Raw genomic sequence first — 26,025 nt, forward strand, 5'->3', positions numbered from 1 at the left:
ATGATAGCTTTTTATCATTACCCTCAAAGGAAGAGAATCATGTCAGCAAAAAAAGTCACCATGGCGGATATCGCCAAAGAGGCCAGAGTCGGTATCGCGACGGTGGACAGGGTGCTCAATAAACGCACGCCCGTGAAAGAGAGCACCGAACGTAAAGTGCTGGAATCCGCGCGGCGCTTAGGCTTCGCGCTGGAGCAATCCCGCTATCGGCTGGCGGCGGATCGGCCGGCGGTAGCCCTCAGAATGGGCTTCATTCTGCTACAGCAGTCACACTCGTTTTACCATCAGCTGGCGCAGGCGCTGGAGCAGGCGGCGTTACCGTGGCATAGCCCGGCGCAGGCCCCCGCTTTCCTGCATTATGATATTAACGCCATCGACGATATGGCCGCCGCGATCGCCCGTCTGAGCGATACGGTCGACGTTATCGGTATTGTTGCGCTGGATAATCCGCTTATCCGCCATGCGGTCGTGCAGGCCATCGAGAAAGGCGTCCGCGTCTTCACCCTGCTCTCCGATATGAGCATCCCGCAGCGTACCGGCTATATCGGGCTGGATAACCAGAAAGCGGGCCGCACCGCCGGTTGGGCGGTGGACAGGCTGTGCCACGAAGACGGCGAAATTGGCATTATCGTCGGCGATAACCGGTTTATTTGTCAGGAAAGCTGCGAGATAAGTTTCCGCTCCTACCTGCGTGAACAGGGCAAAGGCGATCGGGTGCTTGAACCGGTGCGCAGCCACGAACGCGCCGATGTCGCGCGCCAGGTTACGGAAGAGATGCTGCAACAGTACCCCGATCTGAAGGCCATTTACGCGCCCTGCGGCGGCGTGGAAGGGATTGTCGCCGCCCTGCGCGTGCGCCAGCGCCAGCATCAGGTCACCCTGATTTGTCATGGCCCGGTGGATAGCGGCGAGCTGGCGCTAATTGACGGCACTATCGATCTCATGCTTACCCATCGGCTTGACGAATTTGCCGCCGCCACCATCAACGCGTTTGTCCACGCCGCCAGCCAGCCGCAGGCGGCGTTTATCAACGCTCTACAGCCGTTTGACCTCCTCACTAAAGAAAACCTCTGATTGCCGCAGGCGCGGGTAAAGTTGCCGCGCCCCGCTTCAGCGCTGCGTTTGATAAAAAACTATCATTTATGCCATCAAAATAAACCTTGAATCCCATCAAAAAATTTAAATTTCATCATTGTTGGATATGAAATTTTCATTCAATACTGGTCATGTTTTCTCCTCATCTGAAAAGGAAGCCATCGTGACCATACATATTGCCAACGCGCCGTGCAGCTGGGGCGTCGATGATCCCAAAAATCCTTATCTGCCGCCGTGGTCCAAGGTACTGGAAGAAGCGGCGACCGCCGGTTATAAAAGCATTGAACTGGGCCCGTGGAGCTATCTGCCGACCCGGGCCGATGAACTCAGCGCAGCGCTGAATAAACAGGGGCTGTCGCTGGTTGCCGGAACGATCTTCGACGATCTGGTCAGCGAAGAGAACTTCGCGAATATTGTCGAACTGACGCATAACCTCTGCCGCAACCTGTCGCAGGTGCCGTCGGCGGAAAAGACGCCGGGCAACCCCTTCCAGCCGCCTTATCTGGTCATTATTGATTTCGGCAATCCGCAGCGGGCGAAATATGCCGGGCGCGGCGAGCTGGCTCCCCGCCTGTCACCCGCCGACTGGCAGCGGATGGTCGACCACATTGTGACCATCAGCCGACTGGCGTGGCAGGAGTACGGCGTTCGCCCGGTTATCCATCCTCACGCCGGCGGCTGCATTGAGTTTGCCGATGAAATCGATCTGCTGGCGGCGCAAATCCCCCATGACGTAGCCGGTTTATGTCTCGACACCGGCCATCTCTTCTATTCGGGTATGGACCCCATCAGCTGGCTGGATCGCCATTTTGATCGCCTTGACTACCTGCACTTTAAAGATGTCGACCCGCAGGTGTTCAGGAGCGTGATTTCCCGCGGCATCGACTTCTTCTCCGCCTGCGCGGAGGGGGTGATGTGCCCGCTCGGCAGCGGCGCCATTGATTATCCGGCGGTGCGCGCCTTTCTCGACAAGCGGGGCTATCAGGGCTGGATCACCATTGAGCAAGAGCGCGATCCGCGCAACGTCGAGGGCAGCCTGCAGGCGGTCACGGAAAGCCTGCGCTACCTGCGCTCGGTTGGTTTTTAATCGGGAGAAAACACATGATTAACGGTATTAAACCTGTTGGCCGCTCCTTGCGCTGGGGCATGGTGGGCGGCGGCGGAAGCAGCCAGATTGGCTATATTCACCGCTCTGCGGCGCTGCGTGACGGATCGTTTACCCTGCTGGCCGGAGCCTTTGATATTGACCCCCAGCGCGGGCGCGAGTTTGGCCAGCAGCTGGGCGTGGAGGCCGGGCGCTGTTACCCCGACTACGAAACGTTGTTTCGCGAAGAGGCGGCGCGGGAAGACGGCATTGAAGCGGTCTCCATCGCCACGCCAAACAACACCCACTACGCCATTTGCCGCGCGGCGCTGGAGGCCGGACTGCATGTGGTCTGCGAAAAACCGCTCTGTTTTACCGGCGAAGAGGCCGACGCGCTGGTGGCCCTGAGCGAAAAACAGCACAAAATCATCGGCGTCACCTACGGCTATGCCGGGCATCAGCTGATTCTGCAGGCGCGGCAGATGATTGAACAGGGGCTGCTGGGCGAGATCCGCATCATCAATATGCAGTTCGCCCACGGTTTTCATAACCAGCCGGTAGAGCAGGATAACCCCAGCACCCGCTGGCGGGTGGACCCGAAATTTGTCGGTCCCAGCTACGTGCTGGGCGATCTGGCCACCCACCCGCTGTTCCTGGCGGAGACCATGGCGCCGAAGCTCAATATCACTCGCCTGATGTGCTCCCGCCAGAGCTTTGTCAAAAGCCGCGCGCCGCTGGAGGATAACGCGCATGTGCTGATGGAGTACGACAACGGCGCCGTAGGGTCGATGTGGTGCTCGGCGGTCAACAGCGGCTCAATGCACGGACAGAAAGTCCGCATCGTCGGGGAGAAAGCCAGCCTGGAGTGGTGGGATGAACAGCCGAACCAGCTGCGCTACGAAATTCAGGGCGAGCCGGTGCGCATCCTCGAACGCGGAATGTCCTATCTCGATCCGCTGGCCCTGCAGGACGACCGGATCGGCGGCGGCCATCCCGAAGGGCTGTTTGAGGCCTGGTCGAATCTGTATCGCCGCTTTGCCATCACCATGGATGCGACCGACCGTCGCGACGCGGCTTTGCTGGAAAACTTCTGGTATCCGGATGCCAGAGCCGGGGCGCTCGGCGTGCACTGGGTCGAGAAGTGCGTACGTTCAGCAGACAGCGGTGCCAGCTGGGTAGAATTTCACTGATCCTTTGATAATACGCGCCCGGCAAGGCATCAGCCGCCGCCGGGCTGCCACGATGCAAAAAAGCCCTTTCTCGCGACACTCACACGTGACAACGTCACCTTTCCTCATAAAATTCACAGCATTGTAATCAAAAAGGGAATGTCGTATAACAGGGGCCAAACCGAGGGGTGTCCCGTGAGGGCTGAGATGGCGTAAGCCGAACCCTTTGAACCTGATCTGGGTCATGCCAGCGAAGGGACGGGTCGGCATTTCCGCCAGTTTTGCGCCATTGCCTGTTCACACTTCTTTCAGCACGCCCGGATCTCCCTTTTTTCAGGAGGTCCTGTGATTCTTCCCGCGTTTACCCAGGGTATTTATGGTCGTCTGCGTCAGCAGGCCGGCGCCGACTGGCAGCACTACGTCGCCCACCCCTTCCTGCGCCAGCTCGCCAACGGTACCCTCCCCGAGCCCGCTTTTCGCCGCTATCTGACGCAGGACTATCTGTTTCTGATCCACTTCGCCCGCAGCTACGCCCTGCTGGTCAGCAAGCTGCGCACCCTGGCGGAAATGCGCGCTGCCGCCGCGTCGATGAACGCCATTCTCGACGAACTGCCGCTCCACGTTGGCTACTGCCGGGAATGGGGGCTGGATGAAGCGACGATGGCCGCCGAAACGGAAGCCGCGGAAACCGTCAACTACACCCGCTACGTACTGGACATTGGCCACTCCGGCGACGCCCTGGATCTGCTGGCGGCGCTGATGCCCTGCGTTGCCGGCTACGCGGAAATCGGCCTCAGCCTGCTGCACGATCCGGCGACCCGGCTGACCGCCAATCCTTATGACTCGTGGATCCGCAACTACGGCGATGAGGGTTACCTGAACGGCGTCAATAACGCCATCGGCCTGCTGGAAACCCTCTGGCAGCAGCGCGGCGGCGAGGCGCGTTTCGCTGAACTCAGCGCTATTTTCACCACCGCCACGCGTCTGGAGGCTAACTTCTGGCAGATGGGCCTTAACGCCGTCGCGGAGCGCCCGGCGTGACGGCTCCCGGAATTGAGGTGCGCGGCCTGGGCCTGCGCTTTGGCTCGCGGCAGATCTTCGACAATCTGACGTTCACTATCCCCGGCGGCCAGTGGGTATCGCTGCTGGGGGCCAGCGGCGCCGGAAAGACCAGCCTGCTGCGTATTATCGCCGGGCTGGCAAAAGCCACCGCCGGTGAGGTTCGCGCCAGCGACGGGCAGCCAATAGACAAGCGGCTGGCGTGGATGGGGCAAAAAGATCTGCTGTATCCGTGGTTAAGCGTGCGCGACAACGTCTCGCTTGGCGCGCGTCTGCGCGGGGAGCGCGTGGACCATCGGCGGGTTGCCGCGCTGTTACAGCAGGTTGGCCTTGAACACTGCGCCGGCGACCGCCCGGCCGCCCTCTCAGGCGGCATGCGCCAGCGTGCGGCGCTGGCGCGTACGCTCTACGAAGACCGGCCCATCGTGCTGATGGACGAGCCCTTTTCCGCGCTCGACACGATTACCCGCACGCGCATTCAGACCCTTGCCGCCGGGCTGCTGGTAAACCGCACCGTCGTGCTGATCACCCACGACCCGATGGAAGCCTGCCGCCTGAGCCACCGTCTGCTGGTCCTTTCCCCCGCTCCCGGCGGGATTGACGACGGGCATCACCTCTCCGGCATGCCGCCGCGAGCGCCGGACGACCCGGCGCTGTTGGCCAGCCAGGCGGAGCTGCTGCAACAGCTCATAAGGGCTAACGGATGAGCGCAAAACTGTTTCGCGCCGCCGTGGTGTTCTGCGGCCTGCTGCTGCTCTGGTGGCTGGCGACCCGCAGCGGCATTCCCGCTTTCCTGCTGCCTTCCCCCGCGGCGGTAGCAAGCGCTCTGTGGGTCAACCGCGCGTACCTCGGCGAACACACGCTGATCACATTAAGCGAGATCCTCAGCGGCCTCACGCTCGGCGTTCTGCTCGGCGTGATCCTGGCGCTGTGCATGATTGTCTCGCCTCGCCTTCAGCGCTGGCTGATGCCGCTGGTGCTGACCAGTCAGGCGATCCCGGTTTTCGCCCTTGCCCCGCTGCTGGTGCTGTGGTTCGGTTTCGGCATGAGCGCCAAGGTCATGATGGCGGTGCTGGTGATTTTCTTTCCCGTCACCTCGGCGTTTTTCGACGGTCTGCGCCGGGTTAACCACGACTATCTCGATCTGGCACGCACGATGGGGGCCTCTTATGGCGCGCAGCTGCGCCACGTTCGCCTGATGGCTGCCCTTCCGGCCCTCGGTTCCGGCCTGCGGATGGCGGCCGCCGTCGCCCCCATCGGGGCGATCATCGGCGAATGGGTCGGTTCAGCCGAAGGATTGGGCTACGTGATGCTTAACGCCAACGCCCGTCTGCAAACCGATATCTGCTTTGCGGCCCTGTTTATTCTGGTGCTACTGACCGTCCTGCTCTGGCTGGCGGTGGATGCTTTCTTACACCGGCTGATTAACTGGACGCCGGAATAACGCTCTTAAAAAAAGGACTAATCATGCGTAAACGTGTTTATGCCGGTATGACGCTTGCCGCGCTGTTCAGCGGTCAGGCGCTGGCCAACGAGAAACTCACCCTGGTGCTGGACTGGTATATCAATCCCGACCACGCGCCGATCCTGGTGGCCGAACAGATTGGCGCCTTTAAAGACGCGGGGCTGGACGTCAACATTGTGCCGCCGTCCGACCCGGCGCTGCCGCCGCGGCTGGTCGCCGCCCGCCAGGCGGACCTGGCGATTACCTACCAGCCGCAGGTGCATTTTTTTGCTGATGAAGGGCTGCCGCTGGTCCGCGTCGGCACGCTGATTAATTCGCCGCTGAATACGGTGATCGCGCTGGATAAAAGCATAAAATCTCCCGCCGATCTGCAGGGCAAAAAAGTGGGGTATTCGGTGAGCGGCATCGAACAGGCGACGCTGGCCACCATGGCGCAGCATGCGAAAATCGATCCCAAAAGCATCAAGCTCATCAATGTTAACTTCCAGCTGACCAGCGCCCTGCTGGCCGGACAGGTCGACGCGGTCATTGGCGGCTATCGTAATATCGAAGCGCTGGAGCTGAAGCTGCAGGGGAAAGATCCGCAGGTGATGAGCGTTGAGGATTACGGCGTACCGGCCTACGACGAGCTGGTGATTGTCGCCAACCGGGATGAAGTCCACGCGGCGAAAATCAGGGCCTTCCTCAAGGCGCTGCAAAAAGGCGTCGCTTACCTGCGCGCTCACCCGCAGGAGACCTGGCAGGCGTTTGCCGCCGCGCATCCCGAGCTCAACACCGAACTGAACAAGCAGGCATGGCTGAAAACCCTTCCTCTGTTTGCCAGCGATCCGGCGGCGCTGGATAAACCACGGTATGAAGCTTATGAACAGTTTTTATATAACAATAAGTTGGTGAAAAAAGTTACACCTTTAACGAATTATGCGGTTGAGCTGCATTGAGTCATGCCATTGCTGGCGGAAACTTTTCGCCAGCAATGCCCGCCCGGCAGTATTAAAAAACGAGAAATTTCCTCACTAATAATTACAATTTTAAAGGTCTTTTATCCTTTAAAACACCTGATTTAAATCAAATGGTTACGTTGGTTTTTGCCTGTGTAAAAATAACGTAAATATACCTTAATCAATAAAACGTTGAATGCGTATCTAAAAAGCCATATATTGTGCCCGCTTTAATGCATGGCGATTCAATTTCTTACACCAATTTATTCAACCAGCGCTCAACCGTAACGCTGGTTGTGGGAGTGATATGATGACGGATAAAGTCCGTATTGATACTTTAGGCGCAGATTTATTAGATGCAAACAACGATACCTTTTTGGCCCGTCAGGCTGAATTCGAATCGAATGTCAGGAGCTACCCGCGCAAGCTGCCCCTTGCGATTACCAAAGCGGAAGGCGTCTGGCTGACCGATGCGGATAATAAACAGTATCTGGACTGCCTTGCCGGCGCAGGTACTCTGGCACTCGGCCACAACCACCCTGATGTGCTGCAGAGCATCCAAAGTGTCATTACCAGCGGCTTGCCGTTACATACTCTCGATCTGACCACTCCGTTAAAAGATCGCTTCTCTGAATACCTGCTTTCCCTGCTGCCGGGCGAAGGCAAAGAATACTGCCTGCAGTTCACCGGTCCGTCCGGCGCTGACGCCGTGGAAGCGGCGCTGAAGCTGGCGAAAAAATACACCGGCCGTTCTTCCGTGATCAGCTTCTCCGGCGGCTACCATGGGATGACCCACGGCGCGCTGTCCGTCACCGGCAACCTGTCGCCAAAAGCGGCGGTTAACGGCATGATGCCGGAAGTGCAGTTTATGCCTTACCCGCACCAGTACCGCTGCCCGCTGGGTATCGGCGGTGAAGCCGGCGTGAAAGCGCTGACTTACTACTTCGAAAACCTGATCAATGACGTCGAAAGCGGCGTGCGTAAACCGGCGGCGGTGATCCTGGAAGCCGTTCAGGGTGAAGGCGGCGTGAACCCGGCTCCGGTCGAGTGGCTGCAGCGCATCCGTAAAGTGACTCAGGAACACGGCATTCTGCTGATCATCGATGAAGTTCAGGCTGGCTTTGCGCGTACCGGTAAATTCTTCGCCTTCGAACACGCGGGCATCGAGCCGGACATTATCGTGATGTCGAAAGCCGTTGGCGGCGGTCTGCCGCTGGCCGTTCTCGGTATCAAAAAGCAGTTCGACGCCTGGGAACCGGGTCACCATACCGGCACCTTCCGCGGCAACCAGCTGGCGATGGCCACCGGCCTGACCACCCTGCGCCACCTGAAAGACAATAACATTGCGGATAAAACCGCCGCTCAGGGCGAATGGCTGAAAGGCAAGCTGGCCGAGATGCAGAAACGCTATCCGGTTATCGGCCACGTTCGCGGTCTGGGCCTGATGATCGGCATCGAGATCGTTAAACCGAACGAAGCGCCGGACCACATGGGCTGCTACCCGGCGGATGGCGAACTCTCCGCGCTGCTGCAGAAGAAATGCTTCGAAGCGGGTCTGATCCTCGAGCGCGGCGGCCGCCACGGCTGCGTGCTGCGTCTGCTGCCGTCCCTGCTGATCAGCAACGCTGAGCTGGAAATTTTCTTCGACAAATTTGAACAGGCCCTGCTGGCCGCCGGCGTAAAACCGGTCTGAGTGGAGTAAGTGACCGCAATGTCCAAGTTGAATCCGATTCTTGCTGGTTCCGCGCAAAGTATTGATGCCTACCAGCAAGCGATCGCCCAGACCAGCCAGGCGGTAGCGCAGTGGCTGCAGCAGCCTGAAATGTATCAGGGGAAAAGCGTTGACGAACTGCGTGAGCGTATCACCCTTGATTTCAACGAACAGGGTCTGGGCAACCAGGCGGCGATTGAACGTGCGATCGAGTACTTCCTGAAAGACAGCCTGTCGGTACATCACCCGCAGTGCGTGGCGCATCTGCACTGCCCGAGCCTGGTGATTAGCCAGGCGGCGGAAGTGCTGATTAACGCCACCAACCAGAGCATGGACTCCTGGGACCAAAGCCCGTCAGCCACCATCATCGAGATCAAGCTGATTGAATGGCTGCGCGATCAGGTCGGCTACGGCGCCGGCGATGCGGGCGTTTTCACCAGCGGCGGCACCCAGAGCAACATGATGGGCCTGATGCTGGCGCGCGATGCCTTCTTTGCCCGCCGGGGTCATTCCATCCAGCAGGATGGTCTGCCGGGCGATATTCGTCAGTACAAAGTGCTGTGTTCAGAAAACGCCCACTTCTCGGTGCAGAAGAACATGGCGCTGATGGGCCTCGGCTACCGTTCCGTGACGCTGGTGAAAACCGACGAATTCGCGCGGATGGACGTGGCGGATCTGAAAGCGAAAATCGCCGAGGCGCAGGCTAACGGTGAACAGATTATGGCCATCGTCGCCACCGCCGGCACCACCGACGCGGGGGCAATCGACCCGCTGCGCGAGATTGCGGCCGTCGCGGCTGAGCACCAGATCTGGCTGCACGTTGACGCGGCCTGGGGCGGCGCCCTGCTGATGTCCGAGAAGTATCGCGATCGTCTGGACGGCATTGACTTAGTGGACTCCATCACCCTGGATTTCCACAAGCAGTTCTTCCAGACCATCAGCTGCGGCGCGTTTCTGTTAAAAGAAGCCCGTCACTATGAGCTGATGCGCTATCAGGCGGCCTATCTGAACTCTGAGTTCGATGAAGAGCACGGCGTACCGAACCTGGTATCCAAATCGCTGCAGACCACCCGCCGCTTCGACGCGCTGAAGCTGTGGATGGGCCTGGAGGCGCTGGGCCAGAAGCAGTACGCGGAAATCATCGATCACGGCGTGACGATGGCGCTGAACGTGGCGGATTACGTCAAAACGCAGCCGACGCTGGAGCTGGTCATGCAGCCGCAGCTGGCAAGCGTGCTGTTCCGTTCCCGTCCGCAGCAGATGGCGGGCAGCGACAATGCCGCGATCGCCCTGCTCAACCAGCGGGTTGGCGATGCGCTGCTGGCTTCCGGTCGCGCTAACGTCGGCGTGACCGAGCACAACGGCGTCACCTGTCTGAAGCTGACGCTGCTGAACCCGATCGTGACGTTAGAGGACGTGAAGGTGCTGCTGAGTCTGGTAGAACGTACCGCCCAGGAGCTGCTGGCGCAGTAAATTTGTTTTCGCATTAACCTTGAAAGCCGATAACTCACCTTATCGGCTTTTTTATTGGTTTTTCGCCCTGAATTTGTGACGTTGTCACGATATTGAGGCTACCGGCCTGAAGATGGCTGTGAACCTGTAGCCCGGACAGGTGCGCAGCACCGCCTCCGGGTATTCTGCCACTCAGCGCTCTTCTCCCGGGGGCATTGTATCCCTGCCGGGCGTGACATGGCGGGATGTTGTCGCACCGTGTATCGACTCTCCTTTCCGATACACGGTGCGACAAACTCACGATCGCAACAGGTAACGGGCCGCGGGTTCAGATTGCGCAAAGCCGGGGAGCATGGCCTGACGCGTCGCGTTCAGCGTCTGCCACTGCGTTTCATCATGCAGCGGCGGTATGGTCACCGATTCGCGGCGGTCGAACCCCACCAGGGCGGCATCCACCAGTTTATCCACCTCCATGACGCCGGGAATGGTATCCACATCTTTGCCGCTGTGCTGCCAAATCTCGGTGCGCGTTGCCGCCGGCAGTACCGCCTGAACGTATACGCCTTTCGCGCTCAGCTCAACGTCGAGTCCCTGCGAGAGAAACAGCACAAAGGCTTTCGTGGCGCCGTAGACGGTCAACCCCATTTCCGGACCCAGCCCAACGACCGACGCAATGTTGACAATCGCCCCCTCTCCGGCCTCGGCCAGACGCGGCGCAATCGCGTTCGCCAGGCGAGCCACTGAGGTCACGTTGAGGGTAATCAGGCGAGTGATATCGTCACTGCTCTGATGGAGGAAATCACCGGGAATCGAGGTGCCGGCATTGTTGACCAGAATCCTGATACGCGCGTCTTCCCGCAGCCGCTGCTCCACGGCGGCGATGTCGCTATCCTGGGTTAAGTCGGCCTGCAGGATGTCGACCTGAACGCCGGTTTCGTCGCGCAGCCGCTCGGCCAGCGCCGTCAGCCGCTCGTGATTACGCGCGACCAGCACCAGGTCATGGCCGCGGCGGGCAAAACGTTCGGCATAGGCTGCGCCAATTCCGGTCGATGCGCCGGTTACCAGCACCGCTGATTCACTGCTCATAGGTGTACTCCTCAATTTATACATGATGGTCGTCATGTATAATGGCACGGGCTGGGTATGCTGTAAATAATGTTATATGATGGTCATCATAAATAATTTCGCAGCAGGACGACGCCATGAGAGTGAGCAGAAAACAGGTTGAAGAGAATAAGCAGACAATCCTGACCGCCGCCGGGCGGTTGTTTCGCGAGCGGGGTTTTGACGCGGTCACGGTCACCGATATTATGAAATCAGCCGGTCTGACCCACGGCGGATTCTACGGCTACTTCAAATCGAAGGATGACCTGATCGCCCAAACCCTCGCGGAACTGAAGATAGAGAACGACGCGGCGAAAAACGACGTCGTCGCGCAAATCGAGCGTTATCTTTCCCCCGAACATCGGGATAATTTTGCCAGCGGCTGCCCGCTGGCGGCGCTGGCGGCGGAGACCATCCGCCAGTCCGAACCCGCGCGTGACGAAATGAGCGCGCGGCTGCAGCAGCAGATAGCGCAGCTCAGTGAAGCGATGGATGATCGGGACGCTGAAGCCAGCCGCCGCGCGGCGATTGGCAGCTGGTCGGCCATGGTCGGCGCGTTAATTCTGGCGCGGATGACCGCGGATTCAACGTTTTCCGACGAAATCCTCGGTGAAACGGCGGCCTGGCTCGCGGAAAAACAGCGCTGAGGTTAAGCCGGGTTCAGGTCTGGCTGCAGGTAGCCTGCGACAAAGCGGGTCAGAATCGCCGAGGCCACCGGGCTCTCCACAACGTCACGACTCAGCCTGTCCGGGTCAACCCCCTCGTTGCGCAGCGCCGCCTGGCGGAACGCGATCAGCGAGCGGGCAATCGCCGGGGTGATCTCCGGATGAAACTGCGTAGAAACGGCATGCGCGCCGTAGCGTACAATCTGATGAGGATCGTGCTGCGACGAAGCCAGCACCTTCGCCCCTGGCGGTAATCGGGTGACCGTTTGCATATGCGTGAGGTGCGCGCTGAACGGCGCCGGGTGGTCAGCCAGCAGACGATCCGCCAGGCCGTGTGCGGACAGCGAAATGGTTTTACTTCCGGCTTCGCGTCCGGCTGGATGGTAGTCCACCTCACCCCCCAGGGCGTGCGCCATCAGCTGATGCCCGTAGCAAACGCCAAACAGCGGCATCTCTATCGCCATCGCCTCGCGGATCCAGGCCGCGGTCATTTCACTCCACGGCAGGCGTTCGGTCACCATATCCCAGGAGCCGGTAATCACCGCGATGGTCGCGTTATCCGGCACGGGAAGCGGCTCTCCGGCATAGACGCGCGCCACGCTGATTTTTTTGCGCCACGGCGCCAGTAAATTGCCAAACCAGAGGGGAAGATCGCCGTGGTCGGAGACGATTTCATCCGGCGGAGTCCCGGTTTGTACAAGAAGAAGCGTATTTCGGCTTAACGACATCAGAGCGCCTTTTTTCACAGCAATACAGAACGCTACTATGAGCAAAAGCGCCGGCGGCGGCAAATAACCAATCCGCTAACGCTTATGCTCAGAGTGAATAACGTTTACTGCGCGTCGGCGCTCTCCACCTGCGGCACCGTCGACGTCGCGCCCTGTTCCGCCGGCGCGTTGGCCGGGTCGAAGATATGGTCGAGGATGGCGCGCGCCGTCGGTCCCGCAACCACGCCATCGCCGCCGCCGTTCTCCAGAATCAGCGCCATCGCCACCTTCGGATGCTGATAGGGGGCAAACAGGGTATAGAAGATATGGTCGCGCAGGCGTACCGGGATCATCTTCGCGTTATAGGTCTGGTTCTCCTTCAGGCTGAAGACCTGGGACGTCCCGGATTTTGCGGCGATCTGGTACGGCGCGGTATGGAACAGCTTATAGCCGGTGCCGTTTGGCAGGTTCGCCATGCCGTACATGCCGTTGCGCACCACGCCCCAGTACGGCGAATGCGGATCGCCAACCTGCGGCAGATCCTGCGGCGGCTGATAGCGCTCGACCTTATTACCCTGCTTCATGGAGTAAAGCAGATGCGGATTTTGCACTTTGCCGTTGTTAATCAGGGTCGTCAGCGCCTTGACCATCTGGATCGGCGTGGCAATCCAGTAGCCCTGACCGATACCGACGGAAATGGTATCCCCCTGATACCACGGTTTTTTATGCACCCGCTGTTTCCACTCCCGGCTCGGCAGCACCCCGGCATACTCCTCGTTAAGATCGATGCCGGTAGACTGACCGTAGCCAAACTTGCTTAGCCACTCGTGAATGCGGTCGATACCCATCTCAAACGCCACCTGATAGAAGAAAGTATCCGCCGATTCTTCTATCGCTTTGGTGACGTTAAGCATGCCGTGGCCGCTCTTCAGCCAGTCGCGGTAGCGGCGCTGGGTCCCCGGCAGCGTCCAGGTCGGCGCGCCGAAGAAGGAGGTGGTTGGCGTGATCACGCCCGCCGACAGCGCCGACAGCGCCATGTAAGGCTTCACCGTCGACGCGGGCGGATAGAGGCCCTGGGTGACCCGGTTAATCAGCGGCCGGTCCGGGTTATCGAGCAGCGAACGGTAGGCCTGATAGCCGATGCCCCTGACAAAGGGATTGGGATCGTAGCTGGGGCTCGACACCATGGCCAGCACGCCGCCATCGCGCGGATCGACGGCCACTACCGCCGCGCGCTGCCCCTTCAGCACCGACTCGATATACTGCTGCAGGTGCAGATCCAGCGTCAGGTAGATGTTCTTCCCGGCCACCGGCGGGACCTCTTTTAGCAGACGCACGACCCGCCCGTGGTTATCCACTTCCACTTCCTGATAGCCGGTGGTGCCGTGCAGCGCTTTCTCGTAGTAGCCTTCAATGCCCTGCTTGCCGATATTGTGGTCGGCGGCGTAGTTCTCTTCTTCCCCGGCTTTGGCCAGCTTTTGCAGATCGCTGTCGTTGATCTTCGAGACATAGCCAACCACGTGCGCCAGTTCGGCGCCGTAGGGATAAGCGCGCTGCTGATAGCTCTCCACCGTGACGCCGGGGAAATGAAACTCATTGACCGCAAAACGCGCCACTTCAACATCGCTCAGGTCCGATTTTAACGTCACCTCTTTGTAGCGGCTGTTGTGGTGCATATCGTCGCGGAAGTCGGCGATATCCTGCGGGGTTAAATCAACGATCGGCGTCAGCTGCTGCAGCAGCGCCGTCATATCGGCGATTTTGCTCGGGATCACCTGCAAACGGTAGAGGGTAATATTTTGTACCAGCGGGATGCCGTTGCGGTCGAAAATCAGCCCCCGGCTCGGCGCGATGGGCAGCATTTTAATGTCGTTCTGGTTTGAACGCGTCTGATAAAAGTCGTGCTGATCCACCTGCAGGCGGTAAAGATTAAGGATCAGGATGGCGAAGCAAATCACCACCAGTAGAAACGCAATGACGGCACGGCGGATAAATAGCATCTTTTCCGCTGAATGGTCGCGAATTTCATCTCTCAATAGGGACATTAGCGGTCATTTACCTGGGTTACAAAGTGCCTGAAAAGGGAAAAGCGGGGAAGAATAGCGTTATCGCAGCGGGAGCCCTACCGAAAGGTTGCTAATGATCTGGCAGAAATGTTTCAGCATGTTAGAAATTTAAGGTGACACTGTCACCAATCCCCTCCATCAAAAAGCGATGGAGGGGTTGTAGTTTAACGTGCCAGCCAGGCGCGCCAGCCGCCGTAGGCGGTAATCTCCGTGGCTTCGCCTAATCCGTTGGCTTCGCAGATAAAGCCCGCTAACCGGCGTCCGTCGGCAAGCTCAACTTTTCCCAGGCCCAGCGGCGCGGGGATGGCCGCCAGCAGCGAACCGACCTCCGCGCTGGGTAGCTCCCACACTTCAACCGCGATCGACGCCCCGCCGCTATCGGCGCGAACCATCGCCGGGCGTTTGCCGTCCGCGAGAGCGTATAAACGATAGTGCGGCGCGCTGCGGGTCGCCTGCAGCAGCCGACCGCCCCGCGCCAGCAGCTGGCCGTTAAGCGGCAGGCCAGAAAGATGAGCGCCGCAAACAACCAGCGCCATTCGGTCATGGCCGGCGACGCGTTCAGGCGGCGGGGTCTCCAGCCGCGCTCCGCCCGCCAGCGGCAGCCGCTCAGCGCGCTGAAACGCATCGGCCAGGCCCAGTAAATACTGGTCGGTAAAGGCCCTGCCAAACAGCGTGACGCCCGAAGGCAATCCGTCCGGCATAAATCCGCATGGCACGCTCACCGCGGCATAGTCCAGCAGGTTCATAAAGTTGGTGTAGTATCCGAGATCGGCGTTGCGCGCGATCGGCTCCGCCTCCAGCTCGTCAAGCGTCACCGGGCGCGGATAGGTGGGCGTCAGCACGCAGTCCAGGGTCTCGAGTATCGCGTCGCACCGGGCTTTGTACTGCTGTAGCTGATAGATCGCCGTAAAGGTCGCCGTGGCATCGGTGCCCGGCGCTTTTGCCAGCACGTCGCGAATAACCGGCAGTACCGCCTCCGGCTGCCGCGCCATCAGCGGACCGACCACCGCGTAGCGTTCGGCGACCCACGGCCCGTCATACAGCAGCCGGGCTGCCGCCAGAAACGGCGTGAAATCAATCTCAACTGCCACCCCGCCCAGCGCCGTCAGCCGTTGCCGGGCCTGGGAAAACAGGCGTTCGCTTGCGCGGCAGCCGAGGAAATTGAGCTCGCGCGGAACGCCAAAACGAAACCCCGCGGACGGCCTGCCGAACGCCTGACGGCTATTCCACTGAGGATTACGGCGGCTCCAGGCGTCCTGCGGATCGCACTGTGCGACGAGCGCCAGCAGCTGGCTGGCCTCGTCGGCGGTGGGGCTGAAAAAGGTCACGCAGTCTAACGTACGACAGGCGGGGACCACCCCTGCGGTGGATATCAGCCCTTTACTGGCCTTCAGACCCACCAGGTTATTCAGCCCTGCCGGGACGCGGCCGCTACCGGCGGTATCCGTGCCCAACGAGAAGCTGGCAACGCCCAGCGCCACCGCCAGCGCGGAACCGGCGCTGGAACCGCCGGAGGGATACTCCGCATGATAGCTATTGCGGCAGCGACCGTACGGCGATCGGGTACCGTTCAGGCCGGTAGCGAACTGATCGAGATTGGTTTTACCGACCGGCACGGCGCCCAGCGCAATCAGCTGAGCGACAATCGTCGCGCTCTGCTCCGCCCGATACGCAAACGCCGGACAGGCCGCGGTGGTGACAATCTCCGCCAGATCGATATTGTCTTTGATGGCGAACGGCACGCCGTACAGCGGCAGCGCGGCCGGCGAAAGGCCATCCAGCGCCGCCAGAAACGGCTCCTGCTCCTCTTCGCTCAGAATATGGATAAACAACCGGAACTCGGGGTTCAGCGCCTGCGCCCGCTGGCGGATGTCCGCCAGCACGCTGCGCGGTGTGGTTTTACCGGTGCGATAACGCTCCGCCAGGGTTGCCAGGCGTAAATCAAACGTCTGCTGCATCATGCCTTCTCCTCAATAATCACCGCCACCCGCTGCCCGGCGCGTACCGCGCTGCCCGGCTGCACGTGAACCTGTTGAATAACGCCATCGCAGGGGGCCAGCAGCGGGATCTCCATCTTCATCGACTCCAGCACGACCAGCACATCCCCCGCGCGGACCCGGCTGCCTGCCGCCGTTTGTACTTGCCACAGGTTTCCGGAAATCGGGCTTTCCACCCCCTGTTCGCCCTGCCGCAGCGGCGCGTCTCCGCCCTCATCCACGGCGCTCTCCTGGCTGTCAAAATGGGCCTGTCCGCTGGCTATCCAGCGATCGCGTTCGGCGTTAAACGCCCGCTGCTGATGCTCGCGAAACGCGCCGATGCTGCGCGCTTCACGGCGGAGAAACTGCTGGTATTCCGCCAGCCGCAGCGTGCTGTGCTCAATGCGCAGCGGGTAGCGACCGAGCGGGAAATCGCGGCGAATTTGCAGCAGCTCTTCGGCCGACACCGGATAGAAACTCAATTGGTCGAAGAAACGCAGCAGCCAGGGTTTGCCGGCAAAATCCGCCACCTCGCGATAGCGATTCCACATCTGCAGGGTCCGGCCAACGAACTGATAGCCGCCGGGCCCCTCCATGCCGTAGACGCACAGATAGGCCCCGCCGATGCCGACCGAGTTTTCCGCCGTCCAGGTGCGCGCCGGGTTGTACTTGGTGGTAACCAGGCGATGGCGCGGGTCAAGCGGCGTCGCCACCGGCGCGCCGAGATAAACATCGCCCAGCCCCATCACCAGATAGCTGGCGTCAAATACCGTATTCCATACCGCCTGTTCATCGGGCAGATCGTTGATGCGACGGATAAACTCCAGATTACTCGGACACCAGGGCGCGTCCTGGCGCACGGTGGTCATATATTTATCGATTGCCTTGCGGCAGGCCGGATCGTCCCAGGAGAGCGGCAGATGCACCACGCGCGTCGGCACCTGCAGATCGTCGCTCAGGCAGACCGTGGACCACTCGCCGCGCACCCACGCCAGCAGCGTCTCAAGGGGCAACGTTTCCGGCTGAAAATGGATTTGCAGCGAACGAATCCCCGGGGTGATATCGATCGCGCCGTCTCTTGATTGCGCTTCCAGGGCCTGCATCAGAGCGTGAATGCGGAAACGCAGAACCAGATCCAGCTCCGGCTCCCCGGCTTCCAGCAGCAGATGCGTATCGCCGGAGAGTCGCGCCACCAGGCGTTTGTCCGCCTCGCCGCAGGTCATCACGACAGGCGACGTCAGCGGAGCGGGCTGCCAGGCTATCGCCTGGTGACTTAGGGTCGCCAGCTCGGCGCGCCGCCCTTCCGCCAGCCGCCGGGCGGTGGGTAAATCCACCGCCACGAAACGTACCTTATCCCCGGCCTTGAGCTGGCCTAACTGCCAGAGGTCGGCTTCAATCACCGTGACCGGGCAGACAAAACCGCCGAGGCTCGGCCCGTCCGGTCCAAGGATCACCGGCATATCGCCGGTAAAATCGACCGCGCCCACCGCGTAAGGGTTATCGTGAATATTCGACGGATGAAGCCCCGCTTCGCCGCCGCTGTCGCGGGCCCACAGCGGCTTGGGGCCAATCAGGCGCACGCCGGTGCGGCTGGAGTTAAAGTGGACCGCCCACTCCGTGGCGAAAAACGTCGCGATATATTCCGGCGCAAAGAATTCCGGCGCGCCGTGGGGGCCGTAAATCACCCGCAGCGTCCGCACCTCAGCCAGCGCCGTGCGTAGCGTGGCGGGTAGTTGATCCCCGCTTCTGGCGGCGGCGTGCGGCGCCAGATGCAGCACGTCGCCTCCGCGCAGCGCCCGTCCGCCGTGGCCGCCAAACTGGCCGAGGGTAAAGGTGCTTTTACTCCCCAGATAGTCCGGTACCTGAATGCCGCCGCTCAGGCAGAGATAGCTTCTGACTCCCGCGCCGCTTATCGCGCCCAGCTTCAGGGTCGCCCCCGCCGGAATAGTCAATACGCAGTCCAGCGGCTGGTCTACGCCATCGAGCGTCACCGCCAATGGCGCGCCGCACACCACCGCCTGAACGTCGGTATTAAATTTCAGGGTCGGCCCGTTGAGGGTGATTTCCAGCGCGGCCGCTCCCTCGGCATTGCCCAGCAGGCGGTTGCCGAGACGCAGGGCGCGATCGTCCATCGGCCCCGACGGCGGTACGCCCACCGCCCAGTACCCCAAACGTCCCGGATAGTCCTGCACGCTGGTCTGGGTTCCGGCGCTCAGCACCTCCACGGTCGCCGCGCGGTAGCGCAGCTGCTCAAGGCAGCGGGTCCAGGGCTCGCCTTCGGTAAAGGGCGCAAAGCCAAGAATTTGTTGCAGGTACACGCGGTTAGTTTCTACGCCGTACAGGCGGGTCTCCGCCAGCGCCTGCGCCAGGCCGGCGATAGCCTCATCGCGGCTGGGGCGCCAGGCGATCGCTTTCGCCAGCATCGGGTCGAAGAACGGCGGGACTTCGCACCCGGCTTCCACCCAGCGGTCAATACGCAGGGCTGCGCCGTCCGCCGGCGGAAAGAAGACGTCCGTTAACAGTCCGGGAGAAGGCTGGAATTGCCGCCCCGGATCTTCGGCGTAAATTCGCGCCTGGATAGCGTGGCCCTGGGGCCGTAACCCGGCGGCCAGCTCAGGTAGCGGAGGCAGTTCCCCCGCCGCCAGTTCAATCATCCAGCGCACCAGGTCAACGCCCCACACCTGCTCCGTGACGCCGTGTTCGACCTGAAGCCGGGTATTTACCTCGAGGAAATAAAACTGCCGCGCCGCGCTGTCATAGACAAACTCCACCGTCCCGGCGCTGCGGTAGCTCACCGCTTTGCCCAACGCGATAGCCGCCGCGCATAGCGCCTGCGCCATCCCGTCAGGCAGATTCGGCGCGGGCGTCTCTTCAATCACTTTCTGGTTACGCCGCTGGACTGAACAGTCGCGCACGCCGAGCGCGATGACCTCTCCCCGCCCGTCGCCGAAGATTTGTACCTCCAGATGGCGGGCGCGTTCGATATATTTTTCGAGAAATACCCCGCCGTCGCTGAAGTTGTTTTGTCCCAGCCGCTGCACCGCGGCAAACGCCTCAATCAGCTCACGGGCGTCGCGACAGACGCGCATGCCAATCCCGCCGCCGCCGGCGGTGCTTTTGAGCATGACCGGATAGCCCACCGCCTCAGCCGCCCGGCAGGCTTCGCCGCTATCGGCCAGCAGCTCGCTGCCTTCCAGCAGCGGCACGCCCTCGGCTTTGGCTAAGGCGCGAGCGGTATGCTTCAGGCCGAAGGTGCGCAGCTGTTGCGGAGTGGGGCCGACAAACGCCACCCCCGCCGCCTCGCAGGCCTCAGCGAAGGCCGCGTTTTCAGACAGAAAGCCGTAGCCGGGGTGGATCGCTTTGGCGCCGCTCTGCTGCGCGGCGGCCAGGATCTTCTCCGTCACCAGATAGGTTTGCGCCGCCGGGCCGTCGCCGAGGCTTAACGCTTCATCCGCGTCGCGGATATGCAGACTACTCAGGTCGGCTTCGGAATAGACGGCGACGCCCTTCACCTGCATCGCGCGCAGGGTGCGCAGAATGCGGCAGGCGATGGCGCCGCGGTTGGCAATCAGTAAGGTATCAAACATAAGCGGAACTCACAGGGTCGCGGGTCGTCCCGCAATAATTCGATGTTCCCCTGAGGTCGTCCCCGGGGTGAACCGGCGCTTAAGGTTTGCGCGTCGGCGTACTGTTCAGGCGGTCTGCGCGGACGGCGAAGAGCCGAAAGGCCAGCAGACGCCAGCGCTGCCAGCGGGTCAGTTCCATACCAGCACCTCGGCGGGCGTGGGGTTCCAGCCGTTGCAGGGATTATTTAACTGCGGACAGTTGGAAATCAGCACCACGGCGTTGCACTCGGCGCGCAGCTCAACGTATTTCCCCGCCGCCGATATCCCGTCCTCAAAGGTCAGACCGCCTTCCGGCGTTACCGGGACGTTCATGAAAAAGTTAATGTTGGCGCCGATATCGCGTTTATGCAGGCGGCCATCGTGCAGGCAGGCGCAGAGGAAATTATCCCGACAGCTGTGCATATAGCGTTTATCCTGGGCGTAGCGCACGGTGTTGCTCTCCTGGGCACAGGCGCCGCCGAGGGTATCGTGGCGACCGCAGGTGTCGGCAACGATGGTCAGCAGTGGATTGCCCAGATTGGAATAGAGTACGCTGCCGGTGGTCAGATAGGCATTGCCCTGGCGGCGCAGCGTGCGCTGCGGATCGTAGCGTTCTCGGGGGTTATCGGCGTTGTAAAACAGGGTATCAATGGCCTGGTTGCCTTCGAGGTCAAGCAGGCGCAGGGTTTGCCCTTTTTGTACCTCAAACAGCCAGGGTTCCCCTGCCGGGATCACATGGCGATAGACGGCATCTTCGGGACGACGGTTACTGGCGATCAGGGTCATCGCAGCCTCCTTACAGGGCAAAAAGTTGGGTGTTGAGGAACGCGCGCTGGTTTTCATCGCGGGTAAAGAGCGCTTCCGCGGCCGCCTGCGCATCGTCAGCCTGGTACCAGCTCAGCTGGATCGGCCGCGGGGCGTACTCAGCGGCAGGGTCCTGAGGATGCGGCAGCGCGGTCAGCACCATGAGGACATCCATCGGCGCAAACAGCTCAACGTAATCTCCGGCGCGGCTGTTGGCGGAAATAAACTGAAAACGGCCATCCTCATCGACGGTGACTTTGCTGAAGAAGTTAACCACCATCAGCAGGTCCTCCAGGCCCAGATCCCATTTACCCATTTCAACCAGCAGGTTATCGACGCCGTTGCGGTAGAAGCCGTTTCGCAGCTCCTGGTAGCGTCCTGCGCCATATTTTTCACGCGTCTCGTCGGCGTTGAGTATCCCGCCGAACGGGTCGTGCCAGCCGCAGCTGTCGGCAACAATCCCGGCCAGAACGCGCCCCATATCGGAGTAGAAACAGTGCCCGGCGGTCAGGCGCGCGGTGTGCTGCCCCTTGAGGGTATCCGGCAGATTCAGGCGCTCACTCTTCTCATGGGGATTCAGCATCATCATGCTGACGTTGGCTCCGCCGTCGATATCGGTCAGGCGCAGGATCTGCCCTTTGCGCAAAATCAGCGAGGTGTGCGCCCCGCCGGGTAGCCGCTCTTCGCGCAGGCTGGGGGATGAGTGAAAAAGTGCGGTCATCAAACTATCTCCTTAATGCGTAAACGTTATTGTCGCTGCCGGTGGTCATCTGCGACATCCGCGCTTCATTGAGCGGAATATCGTAGGTAACGCGCGCACCCCAGGCGTTGGGCGCCTGCGGATCGATGCGCACTTTGTCGAAAACCAGCAGCCGGGTGCCAAGGTTGAAGCCCTCCGCGAGGTCGTGGGTGACCATAAAAACCGTCATCCGCGTTTCGCTCCACAGCTGGAGCAGCAGCCCGTGCATATCCTTGCGAATACCGGGATCCAGCGCGCCGAAGGGTTCATCAAGCAGCAGTACGCGCGGCTGCATGACGAAAGCCTGGGCGATCGCCAGCCGCTGCTGCATCCCGCCGGAGAGCTGCGCCGGATATTTATTCAGCGCGTGCCCCAGCCCGACTTTCTCCAGCATCCGCTGCGCCCGTTCGCGCGCGTCGCGTTTCCTGCCGGCAAACAGCCGGCCAAACAGCGGTGACGCCGGGAGTTCGAGGCCAATGGCGACGTTATCCAGCACGTTGAGGTGCGGGAAAACCGAATAACGCTGAAACACCACGCCGCGGCTGCGGTCCGGCTCCGCCGCCAGCGGCTGGCCGTCGAGGGTGATTTCCCCGCGAGTCGGCTTTTCCTGGCCGAGCAGCAGGCGTAAAAACGTCGACTTCCCGCAGCCGGACGCGCCGACCATCGAACAGAACTCGCCCTCTTTCACCTGCAAATTGATGCGCTCCAGCACCACGTGGTCGCCGTACTCCTGCCAGATATTTTTGATGTCGATAAAGCTCATGCCCGGCCTCCTTCCGCCCACGGGAAACAGGCTTTGTGCAGCTGGCGCAGAGCCAGATCCATCAGCCACGCCAGCAGGGTTATCCAGATGACGTAAGGAATAATCACGTCCATCGCCATATAGCGGCGGACGAGGAATATGCGATAGCCGAGACCGGCGGTGGCGGAAATGGCCTCGGCGGAGATCAAAAACAGCCATGCGGAGCCCAGCAGCAGGCGCAGGGAGGTTATCAGCCGCGACAGCAGCTGCGGCAGCACTACCCGCAGCACCACCGTCCAGCTATTGGCGCCGAGGGTTTGCGCTTTGAGAAACAGCTCCGCCGGGATCTCCCGCGCCCGCTGTTCAAGGTCGCGCGCCAGCATCGGCGTAATGCCAATGACGATAAGCATCACTTTTGATAGCTCATCCAGGCCGAAGACGATAAACAGCACCGGCAGGATCGCCAGCGGCGGGATCATCGACACCACGGTCATCAGCGGCGACAGCGCCGCGCGGTACATCGGGAACACGCCGGCGGCGATGCCGATGCCCAGGCCAATCAGCGACGAGAGCGCCAGACCAATCAGCAGGCGGCTCATACTAATCAGCGTGTCGGCCCACAGCAGATACTCGCCGCTGCGTTTATCCGGGGTGAAGGCCATCCGATCGATGGCCGCGATCATCTGCGACAGGCCGGGCAGCAGCTTATCCTGCGGGTTGGCTTCCAGCCGCACCGCCGAACCGATAAACCAGGCGGCGATCATCAGGACGAAGGGCAATAGCATCAGCGTCAGGCGCATACCCTGCCGGGGATAGCGGTTAATGTGGCGCATGGCGTGGACTCCCAAGGTCAATCATTACAGCTGCCCCGCCGCGGCCAGCTTCAGATAGCTGTCGTCAAAGCGCAGTTTGCTGTTGGCGGTATCGCCGACGGTGACGCCGCCGGGGAAGGTCATGCCGATAAAGTCAGCGCTCTGCGCTCCCTCTCCCAGCAGCCCTTTGTCAAAAGAGAACTGCGCTACCCGCTGCATGGTTTTTGCCAGCGCCGGCGAGGAGATAAACGTCAGGGTATCGGCAGGCGTCCAGAAGAGATGGGTTGTTTTTAGCTGCGCCCGGTAGCCGGCGAGGTCGGTGCCGGAATCGGCGGCCATTGCGCTTAGCGCCTGCGTATCTCCGGCCTGCATTTTGGCCATCATCTCGAACCAGGCGCCGGTCAGGGCTTTACCCAGCTCCGGGTTATCTTTCAGAGTCTGAGTATTCACCACCATCATGTCGATCAGCTCGCCGGGAACCTGCGAAGAGCTAAAGACCTCCGTGGTTTGCGGCGTCTTTTTGATAACCGAAAGCTGTGGATTCCAGGCCACCGCCGCGCGTACGCCGCTGGTGCCAAAAGCCGAGACGATATCCGCATCCGAGGTATTGACCACTTTGACGTCTTTTTCCTGCAGCCCGGCTTTTTCCAGACCGCGAACCAGCAGGTAGTGCGATACCGAAAGCTCCGGGAGATACACCGCCATGCCTTTCAGATCGCTGAGCTTTTTATCCGCCCCCTTCAGCACCACGCCGTCGTTGCCGTCGGAGTAGCTGCCGGTAATGAGCGCCGTGGTATCCACGCCCCCCGCCGCCGGAATGGTCAGGGCATCCATGTTGGTCATGGTGCAGCCGTCAAACTGGCCCGCGGTGTACTGGTTAATGGATTCGATGTAGTCGTTCAGCTGAACGATATTGATTTTGATGCCGTATTTGCTGGCCCATTTATCGATGATCTTTTCGTTGCTGATGGTGCCCCAGGGCATCCATCCGGCATAGATAGTCCAGCAGATGTTGAACTCTTTTTTGACGGCGGCAAACGAGGGGACGCTGGCCAGCAGCGCCAGCGACAGGATAAGAGAGCGGAGGATCGGCGGTGTCTTCATGGTGGACCTCTGGTTAGCACGAGAAACGGGGGCAGCGCGACACCCAACGGTGCTGCTGTCTCCCGGGCTTTTGTCCCGCCGTGTAACCTCGCAGAGGTCGCCAGCTCTCGGACCAGACGTTCACCTGAGTGAACCGGAACCCTAGCCAGCTATTGTGTTATCTCAATTGTCTGTTGCGCTGCCTTCTGAACAGGAGTGTGCAAGGTCTATGCCAGGCGCGCAGCGCGCGTAAAATCAGCCCTACGACGGCAGGCGCCGCCGCGGCTCCCAAAAATGGGGAGTGATGATGGGGCATTGCATGGATTTGGTGCGTATGGCGTGAAGGCGGCGAGCGGTCGGGACGATAGCCGCTCGCCGGGAAACGCTTGCTAGCGCGCTTTTTCGCTCACCGTCATGGTGAATCGCGCGATCTTATCCCCGGCGTTAGCGTAGCTATGCGGGGCGTCGGTACGCGCGACGGCGGAATCCCCCTCTCGAATCAGATAGACCCCGTCGTTAACCGTCAGGGTTAAGGCGCCCTCGGTCACGAAAAGCAGCTCAGTCGTCCCCTCCCCGTGCCCCGGCGATGTGAACATTTCTCCCGGATTGAGGCTCCACTGCCAGAGCTCAACCATATCCGGACCGCTGGTACCGGCAAGGAGCCGCGCCTTGCCGCCCTGCTCGCCCTGCCACAGCGTGGGAATCTCGCCTTCTGCAATCACCTTTACCGGCGGCGCGGTGGCGACATTGACAAAATCGGCCACGGAAACGCCCAGCGCCGAGGCCAGACGGCACAACAGCGCAATGCTGGGATTGGCCCTACAGGCTTCAATGTCTACCAGCATACCTTTGCTGACGCCCGCGCGTCGCGACAGCTCATCCAGGGAGATCTTCTTTTCCGCCCGGTAGCGCTTAATGCGCGCCGCAACGGCTTCATTAATCATGGCGGCATCGGCGCCCGCGTCGGTCGTTATATTGACTTTATTGGTCATCGGTCGATATTATGCTTTAAAATGGTCGTTACAGGATTATCCAATGAATAGCGTATTACCGTCAATGAGCCCGCAGGTCTCCGCGCTGGCCCCCGGCTTTCGCGCCCTGAGCATTGATGTCGTTTCCGCCGCCGTACGCGCCCCCCTGGTCGGGTCCGATGCGCTCCGCTCCGCCTGCCAGGCGGTTATCGCCGGCGAGCCGCAGTGGGCGGAGGCGCACCTGCAGGCCTGGAACGAGGTATTCCGCGCCTTTGGCGCAAAACCCAAGCGGACGCCCTGCTCGGCGGAAGCCTTGCGCAGGCGGGTGCTGCGCGATGGCGAGATGGCTGCGATCGATCCCATCGTCGATCTCTATAATGCGGTGAGCCTGCGCTACGCCGTGCCGGTCGGCGGCGAAAACCTGGCGGCTTACGTTGGCGCCCCGCACCTCAAGCTCGCGGACGGCAGCGAACCGTTCGATACCGTCAAAGAGGGGCAGATCGTTCACGAATATCCCGACGCGGGAGAAGTGATCTGGGGCGACGATCGCGGCGTGACCTGCCGACGCTGGAACTGGCGACAGGGAGTACGTACTCGTCTGAGCGTGGAGAGTCCGCGGATGTGGTTTATTCTTGAAAGCCTGCCGGAAATGCCGCTTAGCGCGCTGCAGGAGGCGGGAGAGATGCTGAGCAACGGCCTGCTGGAGATGATGCCGGAGGCGACGATCCGCTCACAGCTGATAGGGCCAGGGGCCTAAAGCCATTCCCCTGCGCCCGGC

General features: G+C 61.0%; 22 protein-coding genes and 2 riboswitches. Of the genes, 11 read left to right on the top strand and 11 right to left on the bottom strand.

What is annotated here, in order from left to right; genetic code table 11:
• Nucleotides 1-39: 39 nt before the first annotated feature.
• The 9 genes from SIK97_RS06070 to SIK97_RS06110 all read left to right on the top strand — a co-directional run bounded on the left by SIK97_RS06070 (nucleotide 40) and on the right by SIK97_RS06110 (nucleotide 9,994).
• Complete coding sequence (locus tag SIK97_RS06070; protein ID WP_047723888.1) at nucleotides 40-1,074, top strand: LacI family DNA-binding transcriptional regulator; 1,035 nt, start codon at nucleotides 40-42, stop codon at nucleotides 1,072-1,074.
• Nucleotides 1,075-1,258: 184 nt separating this feature from the next.
• Nucleotides 1,259-2,182, top strand: a complete 924-nt coding sequence (locus tag SIK97_RS06075; protein WP_009652232.1) for a sugar phosphate isomerase/epimerase family protein — start codon at nucleotides 1,259-1,261, stop codon at nucleotides 2,180-2,182.
• A 14-nt stretch (nucleotides 2,183-2,196) separates the two neighbouring features.
• Nucleotides 2,197-3,369 (top strand): Gfo/Idh/MocA family protein, encoded by a 1,173-nt coding sequence (locus tag SIK97_RS06080; protein ID WP_057174102.1) that lies wholly within the window; start codon nucleotides 2,197-2,199, stop codon nucleotides 3,367-3,369.
• Nucleotides 3,370-3,522: 153 nt separating this feature from the next.
• A riboswitch (TPP riboswitch) is annotated at nucleotides 3,523-3,624 on the top strand.
• 69 nt (nucleotides 3,625-3,693) lie between these two features.
• On the top strand, nucleotides 3,694-4,389 hold the full coding sequence (locus SIK97_RS06085) for a TenA family protein (protein ID WP_032749128.1): 696 nt from the start codon (nucleotides 3,694-3,696) through the stop codon (nucleotides 4,387-4,389).
• Complete coding sequence (locus SIK97_RS06090; protein WP_032695014.1) at nucleotides 4,386-5,114, top strand: ABC transporter ATP-binding protein; 729 nt, start codon at nucleotides 4,386-4,388, stop codon at nucleotides 5,112-5,114. Before SIK97_RS06085 ends, SIK97_RS06090 begins: the two co-directional genes overlap by 4 nt.
• On the top strand, nucleotides 5,111-5,851 hold the full coding sequence (locus tag SIK97_RS06095; RefSeq protein WP_047723886.1) for an ABC transporter permease: 741 nt from the start codon (nucleotides 5,111-5,113) through the stop codon (nucleotides 5,849-5,851). Before SIK97_RS06090 ends, SIK97_RS06095 begins: the two co-directional genes overlap by 4 nt.
• A gap of 23 nt (nucleotides 5,852-5,874) precedes the next feature.
• A complete protein-coding gene (locus tag SIK97_RS06100; protein ID WP_057174101.1) occupies nucleotides 5,875-6,810 on the top strand; it encodes an ABC transporter substrate-binding protein in 936 nt (311 codons plus the stop codon).
• Between the two features lie 307 nt (nucleotides 6,811-7,117).
• Complete coding sequence (locus tag SIK97_RS06105; RefSeq protein ID WP_009652210.1) at nucleotides 7,118-8,503, top strand: diaminobutyrate--2-oxoglutarate transaminase; 1,386 nt, start codon at nucleotides 7,118-7,120, stop codon at nucleotides 8,501-8,503.
• A 9-nt stretch (nucleotides 8,504-8,512) separates the two neighbouring features.
• Nucleotides 8,513-9,994 carry a pyridoxal phosphate-dependent decarboxylase family protein gene (locus tag SIK97_RS06110; protein WP_192845389.1) on the top strand — a complete coding sequence of 494 codons (1,482 nt, stop codon included), beginning with the start codon at nucleotides 8,513-8,515 and terminating at the stop codon, nucleotides 9,992-9,994.
• A gap of 276 nt (nucleotides 9,995-10,270) precedes the next feature.
• On the opposite strand, the gene SIK97_RS06115 is transcribed toward SIK97_RS06110, so the two are convergent.
• A complete protein-coding gene (locus SIK97_RS06115; RefSeq protein ID WP_047723885.1) occupies nucleotides 10,271-11,059 on the bottom strand; it encodes an SDR family NAD(P)-dependent oxidoreductase in 789 nt (262 codons plus the stop codon).
• Between the two features lie 116 nt (nucleotides 11,060-11,175).
• On the opposite strand from SIK97_RS06115, the gene SIK97_RS06120 reads away from it, so the two are divergent.
• Nucleotides 11,176-11,724, top strand: coding sequence for a TetR/AcrR family transcriptional regulator (locus SIK97_RS06120; RefSeq protein ID WP_032749132.1), 549 nt, complete (start codon nucleotides 11,176-11,178; stop codon nucleotides 11,722-11,724).
• A 2-nt stretch (nucleotides 11,725-11,726) separates the two neighbouring features.
• On the opposite strand, the gene SIK97_RS06125 is transcribed toward SIK97_RS06120, so the two are convergent.
• From SIK97_RS06125 to SIK97_RS06170, 10 genes are all read right to left on the bottom strand, one after another.
• On the bottom strand, nucleotides 11,727-12,470 hold the full coding sequence (locus SIK97_RS06125) for a glutamine amidotransferase (RefSeq protein WP_047723884.1): 744 nt from the start codon (nucleotides 12,468-12,470) through the stop codon (nucleotides 11,727-11,729).
• Nucleotides 12,471-12,574: 104 nt separating this feature from the next.
• A complete protein-coding gene (gene mrdA, locus SIK97_RS06130; RefSeq protein WP_057174099.1) occupies nucleotides 12,575-14,494 on the bottom strand; it encodes a penicillin-binding protein 2 in 1,920 nt (639 codons plus the stop codon).
• A gap of 185 nt (nucleotides 14,495-14,679) precedes the next feature.
• On the bottom strand, nucleotides 14,680-16,476 hold the full coding sequence (atzF, locus tag SIK97_RS06135) for an allophanate hydrolase (protein ID WP_025108284.1): 1,797 nt from the start codon (nucleotides 16,474-16,476) through the stop codon (nucleotides 14,680-14,682).
• On the bottom strand, nucleotides 16,473-20,078 hold the full coding sequence (gene uca / locus SIK97_RS06140) for an urea carboxylase (protein WP_047723882.1): 3,606 nt from the start codon (nucleotides 20,076-20,078) through the stop codon (nucleotides 16,473-16,475). Before uca ends, atzF begins: the two co-directional genes overlap by 4 nt.
• Before the next feature lie 168 nt (nucleotides 20,079-20,246).
• Nucleotides 20,247-20,882 (bottom strand): urea amidolyase associated protein UAAP2, encoded by a 636-nt coding sequence (locus SIK97_RS06145; RefSeq protein ID WP_009652130.1) that lies wholly within the window; start codon nucleotides 20,880-20,882, stop codon nucleotides 20,247-20,249.
• 10 nt (nucleotides 20,883-20,892) lie between these two features.
• Nucleotides 20,893-21,621 (bottom strand): urea amidolyase associated protein UAAP1, encoded by a 729-nt coding sequence (locus SIK97_RS06150; protein ID WP_014838455.1) that lies wholly within the window; start codon nucleotides 21,619-21,621, stop codon nucleotides 20,893-20,895.
• A gap of 4 nt (nucleotides 21,622-21,625) precedes the next feature.
• On the bottom strand, nucleotides 21,626-22,402 hold the full coding sequence (locus tag SIK97_RS06155; RefSeq protein ID WP_014838454.1) for an ABC transporter ATP-binding protein: 777 nt from the start codon (nucleotides 22,400-22,402) through the stop codon (nucleotides 21,626-21,628).
• On the bottom strand, nucleotides 22,399-23,214 hold the full coding sequence (locus tag SIK97_RS06160) for an ABC transporter permease (RefSeq protein WP_057174026.1): 816 nt from the start codon (nucleotides 23,212-23,214) through the stop codon (nucleotides 22,399-22,401). Before SIK97_RS06160 ends, SIK97_RS06155 begins: the two co-directional genes overlap by 4 nt.
• A gap of 24 nt (nucleotides 23,215-23,238) precedes the next feature.
• Complete coding sequence (locus SIK97_RS06165; protein WP_047723880.1) at nucleotides 23,239-24,297, bottom strand: putative urea ABC transporter substrate-binding protein; 1,059 nt, start codon at nucleotides 24,295-24,297, stop codon at nucleotides 23,239-23,241.
• 57 nt (nucleotides 24,298-24,354) lie between these two features.
• Nucleotides 24,355-24,453, bottom strand: a riboswitch (guanidine-I (ykkC/yxkD leader).
• Between the two features lie 212 nt (nucleotides 24,454-24,665).
• Nucleotides 24,666-25,268 carry a helix-turn-helix domain-containing protein gene (locus SIK97_RS06170; RefSeq protein ID WP_014229319.1) on the bottom strand — a complete coding sequence of 201 codons (603 nt, stop codon included), beginning with the start codon at nucleotides 25,266-25,268 and terminating at the stop codon, nucleotides 24,666-24,668.
• A 43-nt stretch (nucleotides 25,269-25,311) separates the two neighbouring features.
• Here SIK97_RS06170 and SIK97_RS06175 point away from each other — a divergent pair, with 43 nt between their 5' ends.
• Nucleotides 25,312-26,004: a B3/4 domain-containing protein gene (locus SIK97_RS06175; RefSeq protein ID WP_047723879.1), complete on the top strand. Its 693-nt coding sequence runs from the start codon at nucleotides 25,312-25,314 to the stop codon at nucleotides 26,002-26,004.
• The last annotated feature ends 21 nt before the right edge of the window (nucleotides 26,005-26,025 follow it).

This window comes from Klebsiella sp. JN_Kp126, assembly GCF_033843325.1.
Taxonomy (GTDB): domain Bacteria; phylum Pseudomonadota; class Gammaproteobacteria; order Enterobacterales; family Enterobacteriaceae; genus Klebsiella; species Klebsiella michiganensis.

Excerpts from the sequence above, each read along its gene's own strand:
- SIK97_RS06100 (WP_057174101.1), top strand. The coding sequence starts at position 5,875 with ATGCGTAAACGTGTTTATGCCGGTATGACGCTTGCCGCGCTGTTCAGC.
- SIK97_RS06145 (WP_009652130.1), bottom strand. The coding sequence starts at position 20,882 with ATGACCCTGATCGCCAGTAACCGTCGTCCCGAAGATGCCGTCTATCGC.
- SIK97_RS06105 (WP_009652210.1), top strand. The coding sequence starts at position 7,118 with ATGATGACGGATAAAGTCCGTATTGATACTTTAGGCGCAGATTTATTA.
- SIK97_RS06080 (WP_057174102.1), top strand. The coding sequence starts at position 2,197 with ATGATTAACGGTATTAAACCTGTTGGCCGCTCCTTGCGCTGGGGCATG.
- SIK97_RS06175 (WP_047723879.1), top strand. The coding sequence starts at position 25,312 with ATGAATAGCGTATTACCGTCAATGAGCCCGCAGGTCTCCGCGCTGGCC.
- SIK97_RS06150 (WP_014838455.1), bottom strand. The coding sequence starts at position 21,621 with ATGACCGCACTTTTTCACTCATCCCCCAGCCTGCGCGAAGAGCGGCTA.
- SIK97_RS06165 (WP_047723880.1), bottom strand. The coding sequence starts at position 24,297 with ATGAAGACACCGCCGATCCTCCGCTCTCTTATCCTGTCGCTGGCGCTG.
- mrdA (WP_057174099.1), bottom strand. The coding sequence starts at position 14,494 with ATGTCCCTATTGAGAGATGAAATTCGCGACCATTCAGCGGAAAAGATG.
- uca (WP_047723882.1), bottom strand. The coding sequence starts at position 20,078 with ATGTTTGATACCTTACTGATTGCCAACCGCGGCGCCATCGCCTGCCGC.
- SIK97_RS06170 (WP_014229319.1), bottom strand. The coding sequence starts at position 25,268 with ATGACCAATAAAGTCAATATAACGACCGACGCGGGCGCCGATGCCGCC.
- SIK97_RS06120 (WP_032749132.1), top strand. The coding sequence starts at position 11,176 with ATGAGAGTGAGCAGAAAACAGGTTGAAGAGAATAAGCAGACAATCCTG.
- SIK97_RS06125 (WP_047723884.1), bottom strand. The coding sequence starts at position 12,470 with ATGTCGTTAAGCCGAAATACGCTTCTTCTTGTACAAACCGGGACTCCG.
- SIK97_RS06160 (WP_057174026.1), bottom strand. The coding sequence starts at position 23,214 with ATGCGCCACATTAACCGCTATCCCCGGCAGGGTATGCGCCTGACGCTG.
- atzF (WP_025108284.1), bottom strand. The coding sequence starts at position 16,476 with ATGATGCAGCAGACGTTTGATTTACGCCTGGCAACCCTGGCGGAGCGT.
- SIK97_RS06095 (WP_047723886.1), top strand. The coding sequence starts at position 5,111 with ATGAGCGCAAAACTGTTTCGCGCCGCCGTGGTGTTCTGCGGCCTGCTG.
- SIK97_RS06155 (WP_014838454.1), bottom strand. The coding sequence starts at position 22,402 with ATGAGCTTTATCGACATCAAAAATATCTGGCAGGAGTACGGCGACCAC.
- SIK97_RS06070 (WP_047723888.1), top strand. The coding sequence starts at position 40 with ATGTCAGCAAAAAAAGTCACCATGGCGGATATCGCCAAAGAGGCCAGA.
- SIK97_RS06115 (WP_047723885.1), bottom strand. The coding sequence starts at position 11,059 with ATGAGCAGTGAATCAGCGGTGCTGGTAACCGGCGCATCGACCGGAATT.